The sequence below is a fragment of the Sporosalibacterium faouarense genome (assembly GCF_016765695.1).
Classification (GTDB): domain Bacteria; phylum Bacillota; class Clostridia; order Tissierellales; family VENL01; genus Sporosalibacterium; species Sporosalibacterium faouarense.
Map to the genome: position 1 here is coordinate 68769 of NZ_JAETGO010000034.1, position 15768 is coordinate 84536.

General features: G+C 31.5%; 16 protein-coding genes. 12 read left to right on the forward strand and 4 right to left on the reverse strand.

Annotated features, from left to right (window positions below; genetic code table 11):
* Positions 1-22 precede the first annotated feature (22 nt).
* The 9 genes from whiA to JMO20_RS05135 all read left to right on the forward strand — a co-directional run bounded on the left by whiA (position 23) and on the right by JMO20_RS05135 (position 9513).
* A complete protein-coding gene (whiA, locus tag JMO20_RS05095) occupies positions 23-988 on the forward strand; it encodes a DNA-binding protein WhiA (protein ID WP_202708456.1) in 966 nt (321 codons plus the stop codon).
* Positions 988-1254 carry an HPr family phosphocarrier protein gene (locus tag JMO20_RS05100; RefSeq protein ID WP_202708457.1) on the forward strand — a complete coding sequence of 89 codons (267 nt, stop codon included), beginning with the start codon at positions 988-990 and terminating at the stop codon, positions 1252-1254. The genes whiA and JMO20_RS05100 overlap by 1 nt, the downstream gene beginning before the upstream one ends.
* Before the next feature lie 165 nt (positions 1255-1419).
* The gene (locus JMO20_RS05105) at positions 1420-4896 is read left to right on the forward strand and encodes a DNA polymerase III subunit alpha (RefSeq protein WP_202708458.1); all 3477 of its coding nucleotides are present in this window, start codon (positions 1420-1422) and stop codon (positions 4894-4896) included.
* A gap of 99 nt (positions 4897-4995) precedes the next feature.
* On the forward strand, positions 4996-5187 hold the full coding sequence (locus tag JMO20_RS05110) for a hypothetical protein (protein ID WP_202708459.1): 192 nt from the start codon (positions 4996-4998) through the stop codon (positions 5185-5187).
* Between the two features lie 88 nt (positions 5188-5275).
* Positions 5276-6235, forward strand: a complete 960-nt coding sequence (gene pfkA / locus JMO20_RS05115; RefSeq protein WP_202708460.1) for a 6-phosphofructokinase — start codon at positions 5276-5278, stop codon at positions 6233-6235.
* A 14-nt stretch (positions 6236-6249) separates the two neighbouring features.
* Positions 6250-8007: a pyruvate kinase gene (gene pyk, locus JMO20_RS05120; protein ID WP_202708461.1), complete on the forward strand. Its 1758-nt coding sequence runs from the start codon at positions 6250-6252 to the stop codon at positions 8005-8007.
* A 216-nt stretch (positions 8008-8223) separates the two neighbouring features.
* A complete protein-coding gene (locus JMO20_RS05125) occupies positions 8224-8637 on the forward strand; it encodes an acyl-CoA thioesterase (protein WP_202708462.1) in 414 nt (137 codons plus the stop codon).
* A 13-nt stretch (positions 8638-8650) separates the two neighbouring features.
* Positions 8651-9043: an FxsA family protein gene (locus tag JMO20_RS05130; RefSeq protein ID WP_202708463.1), complete on the forward strand. Its 393-nt coding sequence runs from the start codon at positions 8651-8653 to the stop codon at positions 9041-9043.
* A 47-nt stretch (positions 9044-9090) separates the two neighbouring features.
* Entirely contained in the window at positions 9091-9513 is a 423-nt protein-coding gene (locus JMO20_RS05135) for a PPC domain-containing DNA-binding protein (RefSeq protein ID WP_202708464.1), read from the forward strand.
* Between the two features lie 334 nt (positions 9514-9847).
* Here JMO20_RS05135 and JMO20_RS05140 read toward each other — a convergent pair whose 3' ends face one another.
* Positions 9848-10090, reverse strand: a complete 243-nt coding sequence (locus tag JMO20_RS05140; protein WP_202708465.1) for a hypothetical protein — start codon at positions 10088-10090, stop codon at positions 9848-9850.
* A 422-nt stretch (positions 10091-10512) separates the two neighbouring features.
* On the opposite strand from JMO20_RS05140, the gene rlmD reads away from it, so the two are divergent.
* Positions 10513-11883 (forward strand): 23S rRNA (uracil(1939)-C(5))-methyltransferase RlmD, encoded by a 1371-nt coding sequence (gene rlmD / locus JMO20_RS05145; protein WP_202708466.1) that lies wholly within the window; start codon positions 10513-10515, stop codon positions 11881-11883.
* Positions 11884-12113: 230 nt separating this feature from the next.
* On the opposite strand, the gene JMO20_RS05150 is transcribed toward rlmD, so the two are convergent.
* A complete protein-coding gene (locus JMO20_RS05150; RefSeq protein WP_202708467.1) occupies positions 12114-12260 on the reverse strand; it encodes a hypothetical protein in 147 nt (48 codons plus the stop codon).
* 171 nt (positions 12261-12431) lie between these two features.
* On the reverse strand, positions 12432-13286 hold the full coding sequence (locus tag JMO20_RS05155; RefSeq protein WP_202708468.1) for an HNH endonuclease: 855 nt from the start codon (positions 13284-13286) through the stop codon (positions 12432-12434).
* A 173-nt stretch (positions 13287-13459) separates the two neighbouring features.
* Between JMO20_RS05155 and istA the strand changes: the two genes are divergently transcribed.
* Together istA and istB are read left to right on the forward strand one after the other, a co-directional pair.
* Positions 13460-14623, forward strand: coding sequence for an IS21 family transposase (gene istA / locus JMO20_RS05160; protein ID WP_202708469.1), 1164 nt, complete (start codon positions 13460-13462; stop codon positions 14621-14623).
* 4 nt (positions 14624-14627) lie between these two features.
* On the forward strand, positions 14628-15395 hold the full coding sequence (gene istB, locus JMO20_RS05165; protein ID WP_202708470.1) for an IS21-like element helper ATPase IstB: 768 nt from the start codon (positions 14628-14630) through the stop codon (positions 15393-15395).
* Between the two features lie 65 nt (positions 15396-15460).
* Here istB and JMO20_RS05170 read toward each other — a convergent pair whose 3' ends face one another.
* Positions 15461-15676: a helix-turn-helix domain-containing protein gene (locus JMO20_RS05170; protein ID WP_202708471.1), complete on the reverse strand. Its 216-nt coding sequence runs from the start codon at positions 15674-15676 to the stop codon at positions 15461-15463.
* Positions 15677-15768 lie beyond the last annotated feature (92 nt).

A 15768-nucleotide genomic window follows, 5' to 3' on the forward strand; every position in this document is an offset into this window, starting at 1 on the left:
ATTAAGTAGGGAGTAGATGTAAATGTCTTTTTCATCTAAAACTAAAAACGACTTATCAAGGATAGATGTTCAAAATAGATGTTGCTTGATAGCTGAGCTTGCAGCATTGATTAGAATGAGTGGTACAATACAAATTGGTGGTTTAGAAAGAATAAATATAAAATTTACCACTGAAAACGCAGCGATTGCAAGAAGGATTTTTACTCTTTTAAAAAAAATATATAATGTTCATACAGAAGTAATGGTAAGGAGAAATAGACAATTAAAGAAAAATAATAACTATTTGATAATTGTAAACCATAGGTATAATACAAGAAGAATACTAGAGGATACTGGGGTACTAGCTAAAGATAATAATAATTTGTATAAGATTAGTTATAAAATACCTAAAAGTATATTAAAGGATAGATGTTGCAAAAGAGCATATATTAGAGGAGCCTTTTTAGGCGGAGGTTCAATAAGTGATCCTGAAAAGACTTATCATCTTGAGTTTGTAACCCATAGTGAAGAGCATGGAATCGGACTATCAAAGTTAATTAACTCCTTTGGATTAAATTCAAAATTAATACAGCGTAAGGAGGAAAGCTTTGTTATATATCTTAAGGAAGGAGAGCAAATAGTTGACCTATTAAATATCATAGGGGCTCATTCAGCACTTCTTAAACTAGAGGATATAAGAATACTTAAAGAGGTAAGAAATAACATCAATAGGATTGTAAATTGTGAGACAGCTAATTTAAGTAAAACTATAAATGCAGCAATTAGACAAACAAATAATATTGAATATATTGACCAATTAAAAGGATTAGATTATTTGCCAGAGAATTTAGTAGAAATTGCTAGATTGAGGTTAGAGCATAGAGAGGCAAGCTTAAAAGAGCTTGGGCAAATGTTAAATCCTCCTGTCGGTAAGTCTGGAGTCAATCATAGGCTTAGAAAGATTGAAAAGATTGCTGAGAGACTAAAAAAAGAGAAGGGAGAAAGCTAATGCAAGCCAAAAATATTGTTATTAAAAGTAAAGTGGGTTTACATGCTAGAGCCGCAGCATTATTTGTACAAACTGCCAGCAGATTTTTAAGTGATATTTTTATTAAGATGGATGATAAAAGGGTAAATGCTAAAAGCATAATGGGAATTATGGCTTTAGGGGCTTCAAAGGGGGATGAAGTAGAGATTACCATTAAAGGTGATGATGAAAAGGAAGCAATGGATGCTTTAATTGAGCTATTAGAAGTTAAACTACCTCAGGAATAGGTTTTCAGCCTATTCTTTATTTGTATTTTTATGGATTAATATATAGAGATGATGTTTAAAAAACTTTCTGATATAATGTAAGTAGTGTAGAAGCTACTTTTTTATTATATAGGAGAAATATGTTGATTACACCTTTTTATTGTATAATTTGAGAGGATGAAAATTATGAAATTTACTCACCTACATGTTCATACTGAATATAGTCTTTTAGATGGCGCATCTAGGGTAGATAAGCTCATAGATCGGGTTAAGGAGCTAGGAATGGAGAGTATAGCTATTACTGATCATGGATCGATGTTTGGCGTAGTTGATTTTTACAAAACGGCAGTTAAAAAAGGTGTAAAGCCAATATTAGGCTGTGAAGTTTATGTGTCAAAAGGAAAATATACTGAAAAAAATCCAGGTAGAGATAAAAATCAATATCATCTTGTTCTGTTAGCTGAGAATAATACAGGGTATAAAAATTTAATGAAGATAGTTTCAGAAGGATATGTAAATGGCTTTTATTATAAGCCAAGAGTAGATCATTCAGTTTTGAAAAAATATAGTGAGGGAATCATAGTTTTAAGTGCTTGTTTAGGTGGGGAAGTTCAGAGTTACCTACTTAATAATAACTATGAAAAAGCCAAAGAGACTGCCCTATTATATAAATCCATTTTTGGAGAAGATAATTATTATTTAGAATTACAAGATCATGGAATAGATGAACAAAAAGAAGTTAATAGGCAACTAATTAAATTAAGTAAAGAATGTAATATTCCTTTGATAGCTACTAACGATATTCATTATACAAACAAGGAAGATTCAAAAGTTCATGATGTATTGTTATGTGTGCAAACTGGAACAACTGTTGATGAAGAAAATAGAATGAAGTTTCCATCACCTGAGTTTTATTTAAAGTCACCAGAAGAAATGCAAAGTCTATTTCCAGATGTGCCTGAAGCAATGGAAAATACAGTGAAAATAGCCGAGAGATGTAATGTTAAATTGGATTTTGATACCTTACATCTTCCAGAGTATAAGGTCCCTGAAGGGTTTACGAATTCTGAATACTTAAGGAAGCTTTGTTATGATGGATTAAAAGAAAGGTATAAAAATATAACTGATGAAATTAGGGAAAGGTTAGAGTTTGAATTAAATGTTATCGAAAGCATGGGATATGTGGATTATTTCTTAATAGTATGGGATTTTATCAAATATGCTAAAGATAATGGAATCATGGTAGGGCCTGGAAGAGGATCGGCAGCAGGTAGTGTTGTATCCTATACTTTAGAGATAATTGATATAGATCCAATAAAATATGGATTAATCTTTGAGAGATTTTTAAATCCTGAGAGAGTTACAATGCCCGATATAGATATTGACTTTTGCTATGAGAGAAGAGAGGAAGTTATTGAATATGTAGTTAGAAAATATGGTAAGGATAAGGTAGCTCAAATTGCTACTTTTGGTACAATGGCAGCAAGGGGTGCTATTAGAGATATAGGAAGAGCACTAAATATGAGCTATGGAGAAGTCGATATTATATGTAAGCAAATACCTATGGAATTAGGTATGACTATAGATAAGGCTTTAGAGGTTAATAAAAAGCTTTTAGAGCTGTATGAAGATGATGAAAGAATAAAAGAGTTATTGGACTTAGCTAGAGCCGTAGAAGGACTTTCTAGACACACTTCTACCCATGCAGCTGGTGTTGTGATTTCTAAGCTACCGATTACTGAATATGTACCTTTATCACGAAATAATGATGCTATAACAACTCAATTTACAATGACTCAATTAGAGGAATTAGGACTATTAAAAATGGACTTTTTAGGGTTGAGAACCTTAACTGTTATTAGGGATGCAATTGAGTTGATTAAAGAAAATCATAATAGAGAGATTGATTTTTCGGATTCAAATCATGATGATTCAAAGGTATATGAAATGTTTAGTAAAGGTGATACACTAGGTATATTCCAATTTGAAAGCACTGGTATGAGACAATTCCTTAAGGAACTAAAGCCAACAGGATTTGAGGATATTGTGGCTGCAAACTCTTTGTTTAGACCAGGTCCTATGAATCAAATACCTAGATATATTCAAAATAAAAATAATCCTGAGAAAGTTGAATATTTACATCCTAAATTAGAGCCAATACTAGATGTTACTTATGGTTGCATGGTTTATCAAGAACAGGTTATGCAAATTGTAAGAGATATCGGTGGATATTCTATGGGTCGTTCTGACTTAGTTAGAAGGGCAATGGGTAAAAAGAAAATGGATGTAATGGAGGAAGAAAGAAAGAACTTCATTTATGGCAAAAAGGATGATGATGGAAACATTGAAATAGCAGGTGCTATACGCAATGGTGTAAATGAAAAAATTGCTAATAAAGTATATGATGACATGATAGAGTTTGGCAAGTATGCCTTTAATAAATCTCATTCTGCAGCCTATGCAGTTATAGCTTATCAAACAGCATATCTAAAGCAGTACTATCCTGTTGAATTCATGGCAGCTCTTATGACTAGTGTTATCAATAATACTAACTCAGTATCTTTATATATACAAGAATGTAGAAGATTAGGTATAGAAGTATTACCGCCAGATGTAAACGAGAGCTTTTCTAAGTTTACAGTTTATGAAGGGAATATAAGGTTTGGTTTAGCTGCAGTTAAAAATGTGGGAAGGCCTGCCATAAAAGCTATTGTAAAGGCAAGGGAAGCAAAGGGCAGATTTAAAAGCTTTATGGATTTTTGCCAGAGAGTAGATACACAAGCTATAAACAAACGTGCTGTAGAGAGTCTTATAAAGTCTGGTGCCTTTGATTCTTTAGGAGTATATAGGGCTCAGCTATTAGCGGTATATGAAAGGATATTAGAAGGGGTTCATCAAGATAGAAAGAGGAATATCCAAGGACAATTTTCACTATTTGATAAATTATCATCTGAAAATAATGGTAATTTAGGAGATGTTCAATTGCCAGATATAAAAGAATTTCCGGAGAAGGTCAAGCTTTCAATGGAGAAAGAGATGACGGGAGTATACATCAGTGGACATCCTTTATCAAGTCATGAAGAAGAATTAAAGAAAATCTCAACTATTAATACTAATGAACTCATTGAATTAGGAGAGAATGCAGAGGAAGTCAGTTCAACTAGCAATATCAAGGATGGCAGTATAATCACCATTGGTGGCATTATTATTAGTAAGAAAAATAAAATAACTAAGAATAATAATATGATGGCATTTGCTACACTAGAAGATTTATATGGAACGGTTGAACTAATTGTATTTCCCAGGACATATGACAAATACACAAAGTATATTGCTGAAGATAGCATAGTTGTGGTCAAAGGTAGAATTAATATGAATGAAGAAGAAGAGCCAAAGGTAATATGTGAAAGCATCAAGCCCCTTACTTCAATCAATAAAGAAAAATTATATGTTAAGATAGATACAGTTCAATCAATGTCAGTGTTAGAAGATGTAAAGAGTATCCTAGCTAATCATAGTGGTAATGTACCTGTTTATGTATATCTAGAGAAGAAGAAACAGACAATAATGGCAGAAAGGAACTATTGGGTCAATATCAATAGTAAAAATTTATTATCTGAATTGAAGGGAATTCTAGGCAATAATAATGTTAAAGTCTGTTGATTTAGTTTCAGAGTTCTCTATATTTTTTGGATATGATATAATTGTTTTAATAGACTGGTGCAGAATCTTTTAATATATATTTACTTTGGGGGTTTAAGAATGTGGACAGCAATTCATATGATTGAAGGAATTGAGGCTGCAAATGACATTAAAGATAAGCTTACTCAAGAAGGCTTTTTAGTTAAGGTGCAGTTGTTTTCAAAAGAAGGAGATAATACTATATATGAGATATTAGTACCTGAATTTGAAGCTAGCGATGCCCATTCTGTATTAATTGACATAGGGTATTAAGTATTTTAAAATACCCTATATTAAATTTTTTTGGTGGTGGGTCGAATGGTGACCTGCATGGCATAATTCATTTATGAGGAGGTTTTTCATGAAAACAATAGGAGTTTTAACAAGTGGGGGAGATGCACCAGGAATGAATGCAGCTGTTAGAGCAGTTGTAAGGTCTGGTATTTTCCATGGATTAAAGGTTATGGGTATTAAGCAAGGATATAAAGGATTAATAGAGGGAAACATAGAAGAGATGAATTTATCCTCTGTAGCAGATATAATTCATAGAGGTGGTACTACCCTTAGAACTGCTAGAAGTGAAGAGTTTAAAACTGATGAAGGCAGAGGAAAGGCATTAAATGTTTTAAAGGTCTTTGGAATTGACGGATTAGTAGTTATAGGTGGTGACGGTTCCTTTAGAGGAGCAAATGCTTTAAGTAAGGAAGGAATTAAAACAATTGGAGTACCTGGTACTATAGATAATGACTTAGGATATACTGATTATACTATAGGCTTTGATACGGCAATAAATACAGTAATTGATGCTATAAGCAAAATAAGAGATACAACTACATCTCACGGTAGAGCTAATATTATAGAAGTTATGGGAAGACATTGTGGTGATATAGCTCTATATGCTGGATTAGCAGGAGGAGCAGAGAGTGTTATTGTCCCAGAAGAGGAATTTAGTGCTGATGCAGTCTGTAAAAAACTTATTAAAGGAAGAAATAGGGGCAAATTACATAGTATAATAATATTAGCTGAGCATATAGTGAATCCATATGAGCTTAGCGAAGAAATAGAGGAAAAGACTGGTATAACGACAAGAGTTACTATTTTAGGGCATATTCAGAGGGGTGGGAGTCCATCGGCCTTCGATAGAATTTTGGCAAGTAAAATGGGAGCAAAGGCAGTAGAGCTTTTAACTAGTGAAGAGACTGGCAGAGTAGTTGGTGTCAAAGGTAATGAGATAATAAACTTACCCATTGATGAGGCTCTTAAAATAGAAAATAAATTTGATAAAAATATGTATAACTTAACAAAAATACTTTCAATTTAGAGGTGAAAATTAATATGAGAAAAACGAAAATTGTATGTACTTTAGGACCTGCATCGGAGAGTGAAGATGTTTTAAAGCAATTAATTAATAATGGATTAAATGTTGCTAGGATGAATTTTTCCCATGGGAATCATCCTGAGCATAAAGTGAGAATTGATTTAGTTAAGAAAATTAGAAAGGATTTAAATAGACCTATAGCAATTATGCTTGATACAAAGGGACCTGAAATTAGAACAGGTGATTTTGAAAATGGCGAAATACATCTTGAAGAAGGTCAAGAATTCATAATTACAACTAGAGATATTTCAGGAAATCAAGAGATTTGTAATATTACATATAAGGGATTACCAAATGATATTGAAAAAGGTAATATTATTTTGATTGATGATGGACTAATAGAGCTAGAGGTAGCAGAGGTAATTAATGAAACAGATATTAAATGTATTGTGCAAAATCCAGGACCAGTTAAAAATCATAAAGGTGTGAATGTACCAGGAGTTAAAATAAACTTACCTGCTATAACTGAAAAAGATATTAGTGATATCAAGTTCGGAATAGAAAATGACATTGATTTTATTGCTGCTTCCTTTATTAGAAAGCCAGAAGATGTTATAGAAATCAGGAAAATTTTAGAGGAAAATGATGCTGAACATGTTCAAATAATCTCTAAAATAGAAAATCAAGAGGGTGTAGACAATATAAGAGAAATAATAGAGGTATCCGATGGAATCATGGTTGCCAGAGGAGACTTAGGAGTTGAAATCCCACCTGAAGATGTACCTTTAGTTCAAAAAAGCATTATTAAATTATGTAATTTGGTAGGAAAGCCAGTTATAACAGCAACTCAAATGTTAGATTCTATGATAAGAAATCCTAGACCAACTAGAGCTGAAGTAACTGATGTTGCCAATGCTATTATTGATGGAACCGATGCAATAATGTTATCAGGAGAAACAGCTGCAGGTAGATATCCAGAAGAAGCTGTTGAGACTATGTCAAGTATTGCAAAACGTATAGAAGATTCTCTTGACTATAAGAGAGCTCAGAGAGCTAAAATATTGGGTAAGGATATCACAATTACTAATGCAATAAGTCATGCTACTTGTACAACAGCACAAAGCTTAGAGGCTTCAGCTATAATTACAGCTACTTCATCAGGGTATACTGCAAATGCTGTATCTAAGTTTAGACCTGAATGTCCTATAATCGCACCTACTCCTTCAGATAAAGTAATGAGAAAGCTAGCACTTGTGTGGGGAGTATATCCAATATTATCTAAGGAAACTTCATCAACAGATGAAATTATAGATATTTCAGTAGAAGATGCATTAAAGGAAGGTTTAATTCAGGAAGGAGATTTAGTAGTTATTACAGCAGGTGTTCCAGTTGGAGTATCAGGTAGTACCAACCTTATCAAAGTTCATGTAGTTGGAGAAATACTTATGAAAGGGACTGGAATTGGTGATAGGTCTGCCATAGGTAGAGTGTGCATAGCAAAAGATGAAAATGAGTTAAAAGAAAAATTTAAAGATGGGGATATAATCGTAGCTATTGACACTAATAAAGATATGGTGCCTTTTATGGAAAGAGCTTCTGCAATTGTTACAGAGCAAGGCGGACTTACTTCCCATGCTGCAATAGTAGGCTTAAGTCTTGGTAAACCAGTTATCGTAGGCGCTCATGACGCCGTTAAAGAATTAACCCACTCAGAAATAGTTACTGTAGATAGTACTAGAGGATTAATTTATAAAGGAGAAGCTAGGGTCTTATAATAAAAAAATAGTTGTTAAGATTTAAATTAAGGAGCTGAAATTTATATTTCAGCTCCTTTTAGAGATTCCAAATAGTATATGTTAGGATTTAGATATCTTTTATTTAACATAGGTAAGTGTTATAATTATAGACATAGTATTTTATTTTAGGACAAAAGCATTGATGGATAAATAAATAACTAAAATTATTAATACATATGTAATGGAGGGATAAAATTGTCTCAAGAAACTACTTTTAGAACTAGATATGCTGAAACAGATCAAATGGGAGTAATATATCATGCAAACTATTTTACGTGGTTTGAAATAGGGAGAACTGATTTTTTTAGAAAAATGGGAATGACCTACAGAAGTTTGGAAGATGAAAATATTTTATTACCTGTTATAGATGTAGGATGTAAGTATATAATAGCTGCGAAATATGATGATGAGATTACTGTTAAAACGAAACTAACTAAGTTAAAAGGGGTAAAGTTGCAATTTGAGTATGAAGTTTATAGAAAAGCTGATGATGTACTTTTAGCAAAGGGATATACTATGCATGCCTTTGTAAATAAAGAATTAAAACCTGTGAATTTTAGGAAAAGCTATAAGGCAGTTTGGGATATGCTGAGTGAAAATATAGAATAATGGAGGAATTGCCATGTTAATGAAGCTAATATTGCTATTTACAATTACACCCATTGTAGAGCTATACATTTTGTTTCAATTGTCAGGTGTGATGGGGACTTGGTCTACAATAGGATTAGTATTAGTAACAGGTATAGCAGGAGCATATTTAGCCAAAAGTGAAGGAAGACTCATTATAAGTAAAATAAAGATGGAGTTAAATGAAGGTAGAATTCCAGGGAACCAGCTTTTAAATGGACTATGTGTGTTGATAGGGGGAGCTTTCTTATTGACACCAGGGTTGATTACAGATATATTAGGGTTTTGTCTAGTTATTCCAGGCATAAGAGAAATATTTAAGGCATTTATTAAGAGGAAATTTAAAAAAATGATAGAAGAGGGAAATATGAATATTTATTTTAGATAACTAGGGAGTAATAAAATTATAAAAGGGTATACAGAAAGGATGGTTTTATGAAGTCTAAAAGATTTGGCAATAAGTATTTTTTAAGAATTGATAAAGGTGAGGAGGTTGTAGGTTCACTATATAACTTCTGTAAAGAGAATAATGTAAAACTAGGTTCACTAACGGGTTTAGGGGCAGCAGATAGATTAACTGTAGGTCTATATAATACTGAGACCCATGAGTACCATAATAAAGAGTTGATAGGGGAATACGAGATAACTAATTTAACTGGTAATATAACTACTAAAGATGGTGAATTGTACCTGCACTTACACATAACTGTTGGAAATGAGGAATATGAAGCCTTTGGTGGACATTTAAATGAATGTCATATAAGTGGAACTTGTGAAATTATACTTGATACAGTAGATGGAGAAGTTGGTAGGTTCTTTGATGAATCATCTGGATTGAATATTTTTAAGATTGACTAAAAAAAGTGGTAATAAAAAGATGAATTGTAAACCTAAATGTCTATATAATCTATTATAAGGAAAATACTTAAGAGAGTATTTGTAAATATGGGTTAAAATGTATAAAATCATAAAAATTGGTTAAAAATGTTTAGTATGTCCTTGAATAGATCAGGGCTACTGATTCTAATTTATCTAAGCACACCTGATGTCTATTTCTAGGTGTGTACTTTTTTTGTAGCTACATGATAGGTGTATATTTTTAAAATTTAATTATTTGATTTTTAATTTAATTATTACCCGCTATAAGCTAGCTTATAGCGGGTAATATTACAAATACTAAATTGTATTACTCTTATTCATTTGAAACAATAGTAGTCAAATTACTTAATATACCATTAAGAGAATTCATTAGGTCATTAGCTTGATCTGAACTCATATCATCAGGAGCTGTTATACGAATACAGGGGATATCAACATTTAATTCAAAGCCAAGTATAACAACAGTTATAGGAACTGGAATAGCAATACATAGAAGCTCATCACCCTTACAGCATTTATTATGACATCTATGATTGCAGTATTCTCCGTCAGTCATTAGCAACTCACTCCCTTCGATTAAGCTAGTACATTATATTGTATGATCTATAATATGTTACAAAGTAAGGCGTTATTTATATTGCTTAATAATAAAGTATTTGTTTAAAAAATCAAATAAAGGAGATTCGACTTGTAATTGGTAGAAAAATAATTATAAAATATAACTAACTTAAGATATACTATTTGAGTGAGGGAATGATAGTTAATATATATGAAAATTACTTATCAAACCTTTATGAAAGACTATATCATAGTGAATCATGTGTTCAGATATTTTAATATTAAAATTAAATGAAAATGATTCAATAAGCCATATAACCTATATAATCTAGAAAATAGACTTAATATAAATATGGAATTACCCACTTGTATAATTCCTTTGAAAAATATGTTTACTAATAATAAGTAGGAGTGAGAAAGATGACAGTACCAGTTAAAAAGAATGAGGTAAAAGAAATTGAAATAATTAATTTGAATCATAAAGGTCAAGGAGTAGGAAAGATAGATAGTTTCACTGTTTTTGTAAATGGTGGACTTATTGGAGATAAAATAGAAGTCAAAATTATACTAGTCAAAAAGAATTATGCTGTTGGAAAGATGATAAAGTTAATAGAGCCTTCTAAGAATAGAATTCAGCCAAAATGCTCAGTAGCAGATATATGTGGCGGATGTCAGCTTCAAGGATTAAGCTATGAAGTACAGCTAGATATTAAAACAGATAAGGTTAAGAATGATATAGAGAGAATAGGGAAACTAGATGGAGTTCAAATACATAACACTATAGGTATGAAAACACCATATAATTATAGAAATAAAGCTCAATTTCCAGTAGGAATGAGTGCTGATGGAGTAAAAATAGGTTTTTATGAGAGGGGAACCCACGATATTGTTGACATAAAAAGCTGTGTTATTCAGCATGATTTGAATGACAAAGTTTTAGATATTGTAAGGACTTATATGAATGAGAATAATATTAAACCATATAATGAAAAAACAAGAGAAGGAATAATAAGACATGTTTTAACCAAAACAGCGTTTGCAACTGAAGATATTATGGTTGTGATAATTACAAATGGAAAAGAACTTCCATATAGAGAGAAACTGATTGATTCTTTAACAAGTGAATTATCAAATATAAAAAGTATAGTACAGAATATCAATACTAGTAGAAATAATAGAATTTTAGGGAAGAAAAGCAAAACGCTTCATGGAGAAGATAAGATAGTCGATTATATAGGAGAATTGAAATTTAAAATATCTGCTGAGTCATTTTTTCAAGTTAATCCTATGCAGACAGAGGTTCTTTATAATAAGGCCCTTGAGTACGCTAACTTGACTGGAAATGAAACTGTATTTGATTTGTATTGTGGTATAGGTAGTATATCTTTATTTCTAGCCAAAAAAGCAAAAAAAGTATATGGAGTGGAAATAGTCGACCAAGCTATTAAGGATGCTAGGGAGAATGCTAAAATTAACTCGATAACTAATGCAGAATTTCACACTGGCAAAGCTGAAGAAGTATTCCCTAAGTTATATTCTCAAGGAGTCAATGCGGATGTAGTAGTGGTAGACCCTCCTAGAAAAGGCTGTGACCAAGAGGTTTTAGATACGATCGTAAATATGCAACCTGATAGAGTTGTATATGTGTCCTGTAACCCTTCAACATTGGCTAGAGATTTGAAATATCTTGATGAAAAAGGATATAAAACTGTAGAGGTTCAACCAGTGGATATGTTTCCTCATACTATGCATGTAGAGACGGTGGTGCGAATACAACGCCAGAACCATTGATTTTACTGGAGTTTAAGCACTATTATGACTTCTTTAGTTTTAGCAAAAATAGTGAAAATTACCCTCAAAAAGACCTAAAAAGGAGTATCAAAATCAAAATCGCAATATGACCTGGTACGTGGGAACACGTCTACCAGCAGTGGGTTTTGAGGTTAAAAAATGGAAAATAGGTAGCAAAAAATCCTGAATTCGTGAGAGTGAATTCAGGATTTTTTAGTGCTTGTTTTATACTAAAAGCAGTTCATTACATCGATAAAAATAAAATCGTCAGCTTTCTTATTTGTTTTTCCAAGTAAGTCTTTTCTCATAGCCAACACAATTTTACCTACAGCAGCTTTTCCTATAACTGGATCAATTCCTGGATTCGGATTACTCATAATAATGTTCTTTGTATTTAAGTGCATTTTTCGTTTTTAGAATTCTGGTTAGTAAAATGGTATGTTAAATATGATCCTATTATACCTGGGAGAGGTGGGAAAATGATAAAGATAATATCTTTGTAATTCATTTTTTTCTCCATATACATTAGATTTAAAATGCTAGTTGTCTTACCAATAAACTTCATAATAGTGCTCTGGATTAACTAGACTCTTATTTTTAGAAAGATTGCATTCTGAGCAGGTTAACTGCATATTCGTCGAGTCATTTGTTCCGCCTTTCTCAAGTGGAATTATATGATCAAAGTGTTTTTCGTTATCTTCAAGAATGCTATATAAACCAGAAATGTCACGACTGCAGTATTGGCATCTTCCACGATCACGGTAATAAACTGCTCTTTTAAGCCACTCTGGCAGATATTTTATACGAATTAGGTGATTATGTTCGTCAAACATATCTACTGGTAAGTAATCTTTTGATATAAATGATGACATGTATTCATTGAAGTAAAATAGGAACTTCTTATTGCCAAATAATAAAAAAAATATTGAATCCACTATGTTAGGAATAAATTTTTCGAATTCCTCTTCGTATTTTTCATAAAGAGTTCTAAGATTCTCTTTATATTCTTTATGGCATTGGTAGTCCGAGTTTTCATATTCTGAATCAAGGGTTTCAATTATCTCCTCATAATCGATTTCACTGCTTTGATACTCATTTATGAGGTCATACTGCCTGTGGAAAAAGTCGATAATTAGTTCCTTTTCAAAATCATCACAAAGTGAATCTAGTAAGTAGTACCTTTCATGTGACAAATAGCAGTATAAATAGCCTTCTATTAAATGATGAAGAAGTGAATACTTTTCAGGTTTCTTAATGCAATTACTTCCATTCTCAAGAACTATTTTAATGAACTCATCTGATGAAGAAAAATTTACAAAAGTTAATGATTTAAAATTTTCATCAACAGAGGCTGGATCAAAAATATTAATAATTTCACTGGCAAATTTAAAGTTAATTCCCATATTAATTTTACGTAGAATGTAAATTATATAATCAAATTAACCAAAAATTATAATCTCAAAATACACAGATTTATACATTTTTTTAGTATAATATTTTCAAAAAAGATAGGAGAAATATTATGCGAAAAGATGTGTCTAATCAAATAAAACTTCTGAGGGAGGAGGTTGAATTATTGAACAAAAGTGAGCTAGCAAGAAGATTCAATTGTGATAGGAGGACAGTAGAAAAGTATATTAATAGCTCAGGAGATGTATCGAGAAAATCTAGAGAAGTAAAAAGTAAGTTAGATGAGTATAAAGAAATAGTAATAGATAAAGTAGATAACTATGGATCTAAGTCAATGGCGATATTTAAGTTCATTCAAAAAAAGGGATATGAAGGAGGATATCAGACAGTAAATAACTTTGTTAAGAGTCATAGGAAATCTGAAATAAAAAAAGCAACAATCAGATTTGATACTAGCCCAGGTCTTCAAGCACAAGTAGATTGGAAAGAAAGTATAAAGATGATTAGTAAGCAAGGGGAAGTATTTGAAGTTAACATATTTTTAATGGTTTTAGGTTATTCAAGACTTAAATTCTTAAAACTCACAACAGATAGGACTCAAGAAACACTATTTGAATGTCTGTTTGAAGGGTTTAAATATTATCAAGGAATTCCAAAGGAAATACTGTTTGATAATATGTCCACAGTAGTAGATAGAAATAGGACAACCTTTAAGAATATAACCATAAATAAAAATTTTAAATACTTTTCAATAGATGCTGGCTTTGAAGTGATAACCTGTAGGCCATATAGACCTGAAACCAAAGGAAAAGTAGAAACTGTTGCAAAACTAACAGATAGATTGGTTCCATTTAATGAAGAGTTTGATACCTTCGAGGAATTAGAAACCATTGTGGAATCATTTAATCAAGACGTAAATAGTGAGATATCACAAGCAACAAATGAAGTACCTTTTTTAAGATTTAAAAAAGAAAAAGAGTATTTAAACCCCTTACCACCTATGGATCTCCTTTTATCATATTTCTACCACGAAAAAGAATATAAGGTATCTAACGAATCCATGATTAGGTATAAAGGTAAAAAATACTCTGTTCCAACAAGTTATATAGGTTGTTACTTAACAGTATCACAAATAGAAACTGAATTATACATTTATTATACTAAAGATTTAATTGCTTGTCATAAAATATCTGATAAAATTCTTCACTACAAAAGAGATCATGCAAAGGACATATTACGTTCAGATGCACTTAAACACTATTCTGATGAGGATGTGGAGCTATTTATTGAGGAAAATCTAAAAAATATGGATATATTTTTGGAGGATTGATTTCATGAGTACATATAATAAGCTGATGAATAACCTTGAGATACTTAAACTGGAGAAGTTCAAAAGTTTCTTACCAAACTTTTTAGAAGAAATAGCTAAAAATGAAATTCCATTTATTGATGCTTTATTAAAGTTGACTGAAAAGGAATTGGAATTTAGAGATGAGAGAGCTTCAAAGATTCAAATAGCAGTATCGGCTTTTCCTTTTGAAAAAACACTATCAGACTTTAACTTTGATTTTCAGCCTTCCATTAATAAAGCGGAATTATTAGATTTACAGAGTTTAAGATTTCTTGAAAATAAGGAAAATATACTGTTTTTTGGTTCATCAGGAGTTGGTAAAACTCACTTGGCTGTAGCACTTGGTGTTGCTGCAGCTAAGAAAAGGCATTTAACTTATTTTATATCATGCCATGACTTAATTATGCAACTTAACAAGGCACATGCTGAAAATAGACTAGAAACTAAACTAAAGCACTATGCAAAATATAAGCTACTGATAATTGATGAGATAGGCTATCTACCTATTGATAAACAAGGGGCTAATTTATTATTTCAACTCATCAATAAACGTTACGAAAAGAACTCTACCATTATCACCACTAATCAACCCTTTAGTAAATGGGGAGAAGTTTTTTCAGACATTACACTTGCTAATGCAATACTAGATAGGTTAATCCATCATTCGAGTATTATTAAAATAACAGGTCCCTCTTATAGACTAAAAGGAAAAGTAGAATTATTAGAAGCTAAGAAAAACAATAACCACTAATTATAATAATTGTACATTTTGAGATTATAATTTTTATACATTTTAGGATTGACATTTACATAGAATCATATCCTATCCCCATTCCTATCAACAAAATATCCTTCAAACTCACAGTCAAGAGCTTCTGCAATCTCTTCTAGTTCATTCATTGAAAAGTTATCTCTTTTGAATTTATTTGCCATGTTTTGATTTGTGGTTCCAAGTCTTTTGCTAAGTTCTATAATCGTTACATTCTTTCTTTTAAGTAAAATGCGGATTTTCTCACCCATTGTTAATTTCATTAATTATCACCTGCCTAAGTTAAATAATACACCTATTAGTGAATATCTGCAATAATTTTGCAGAATGACTTGCTATATAGAAAAGTAAAATA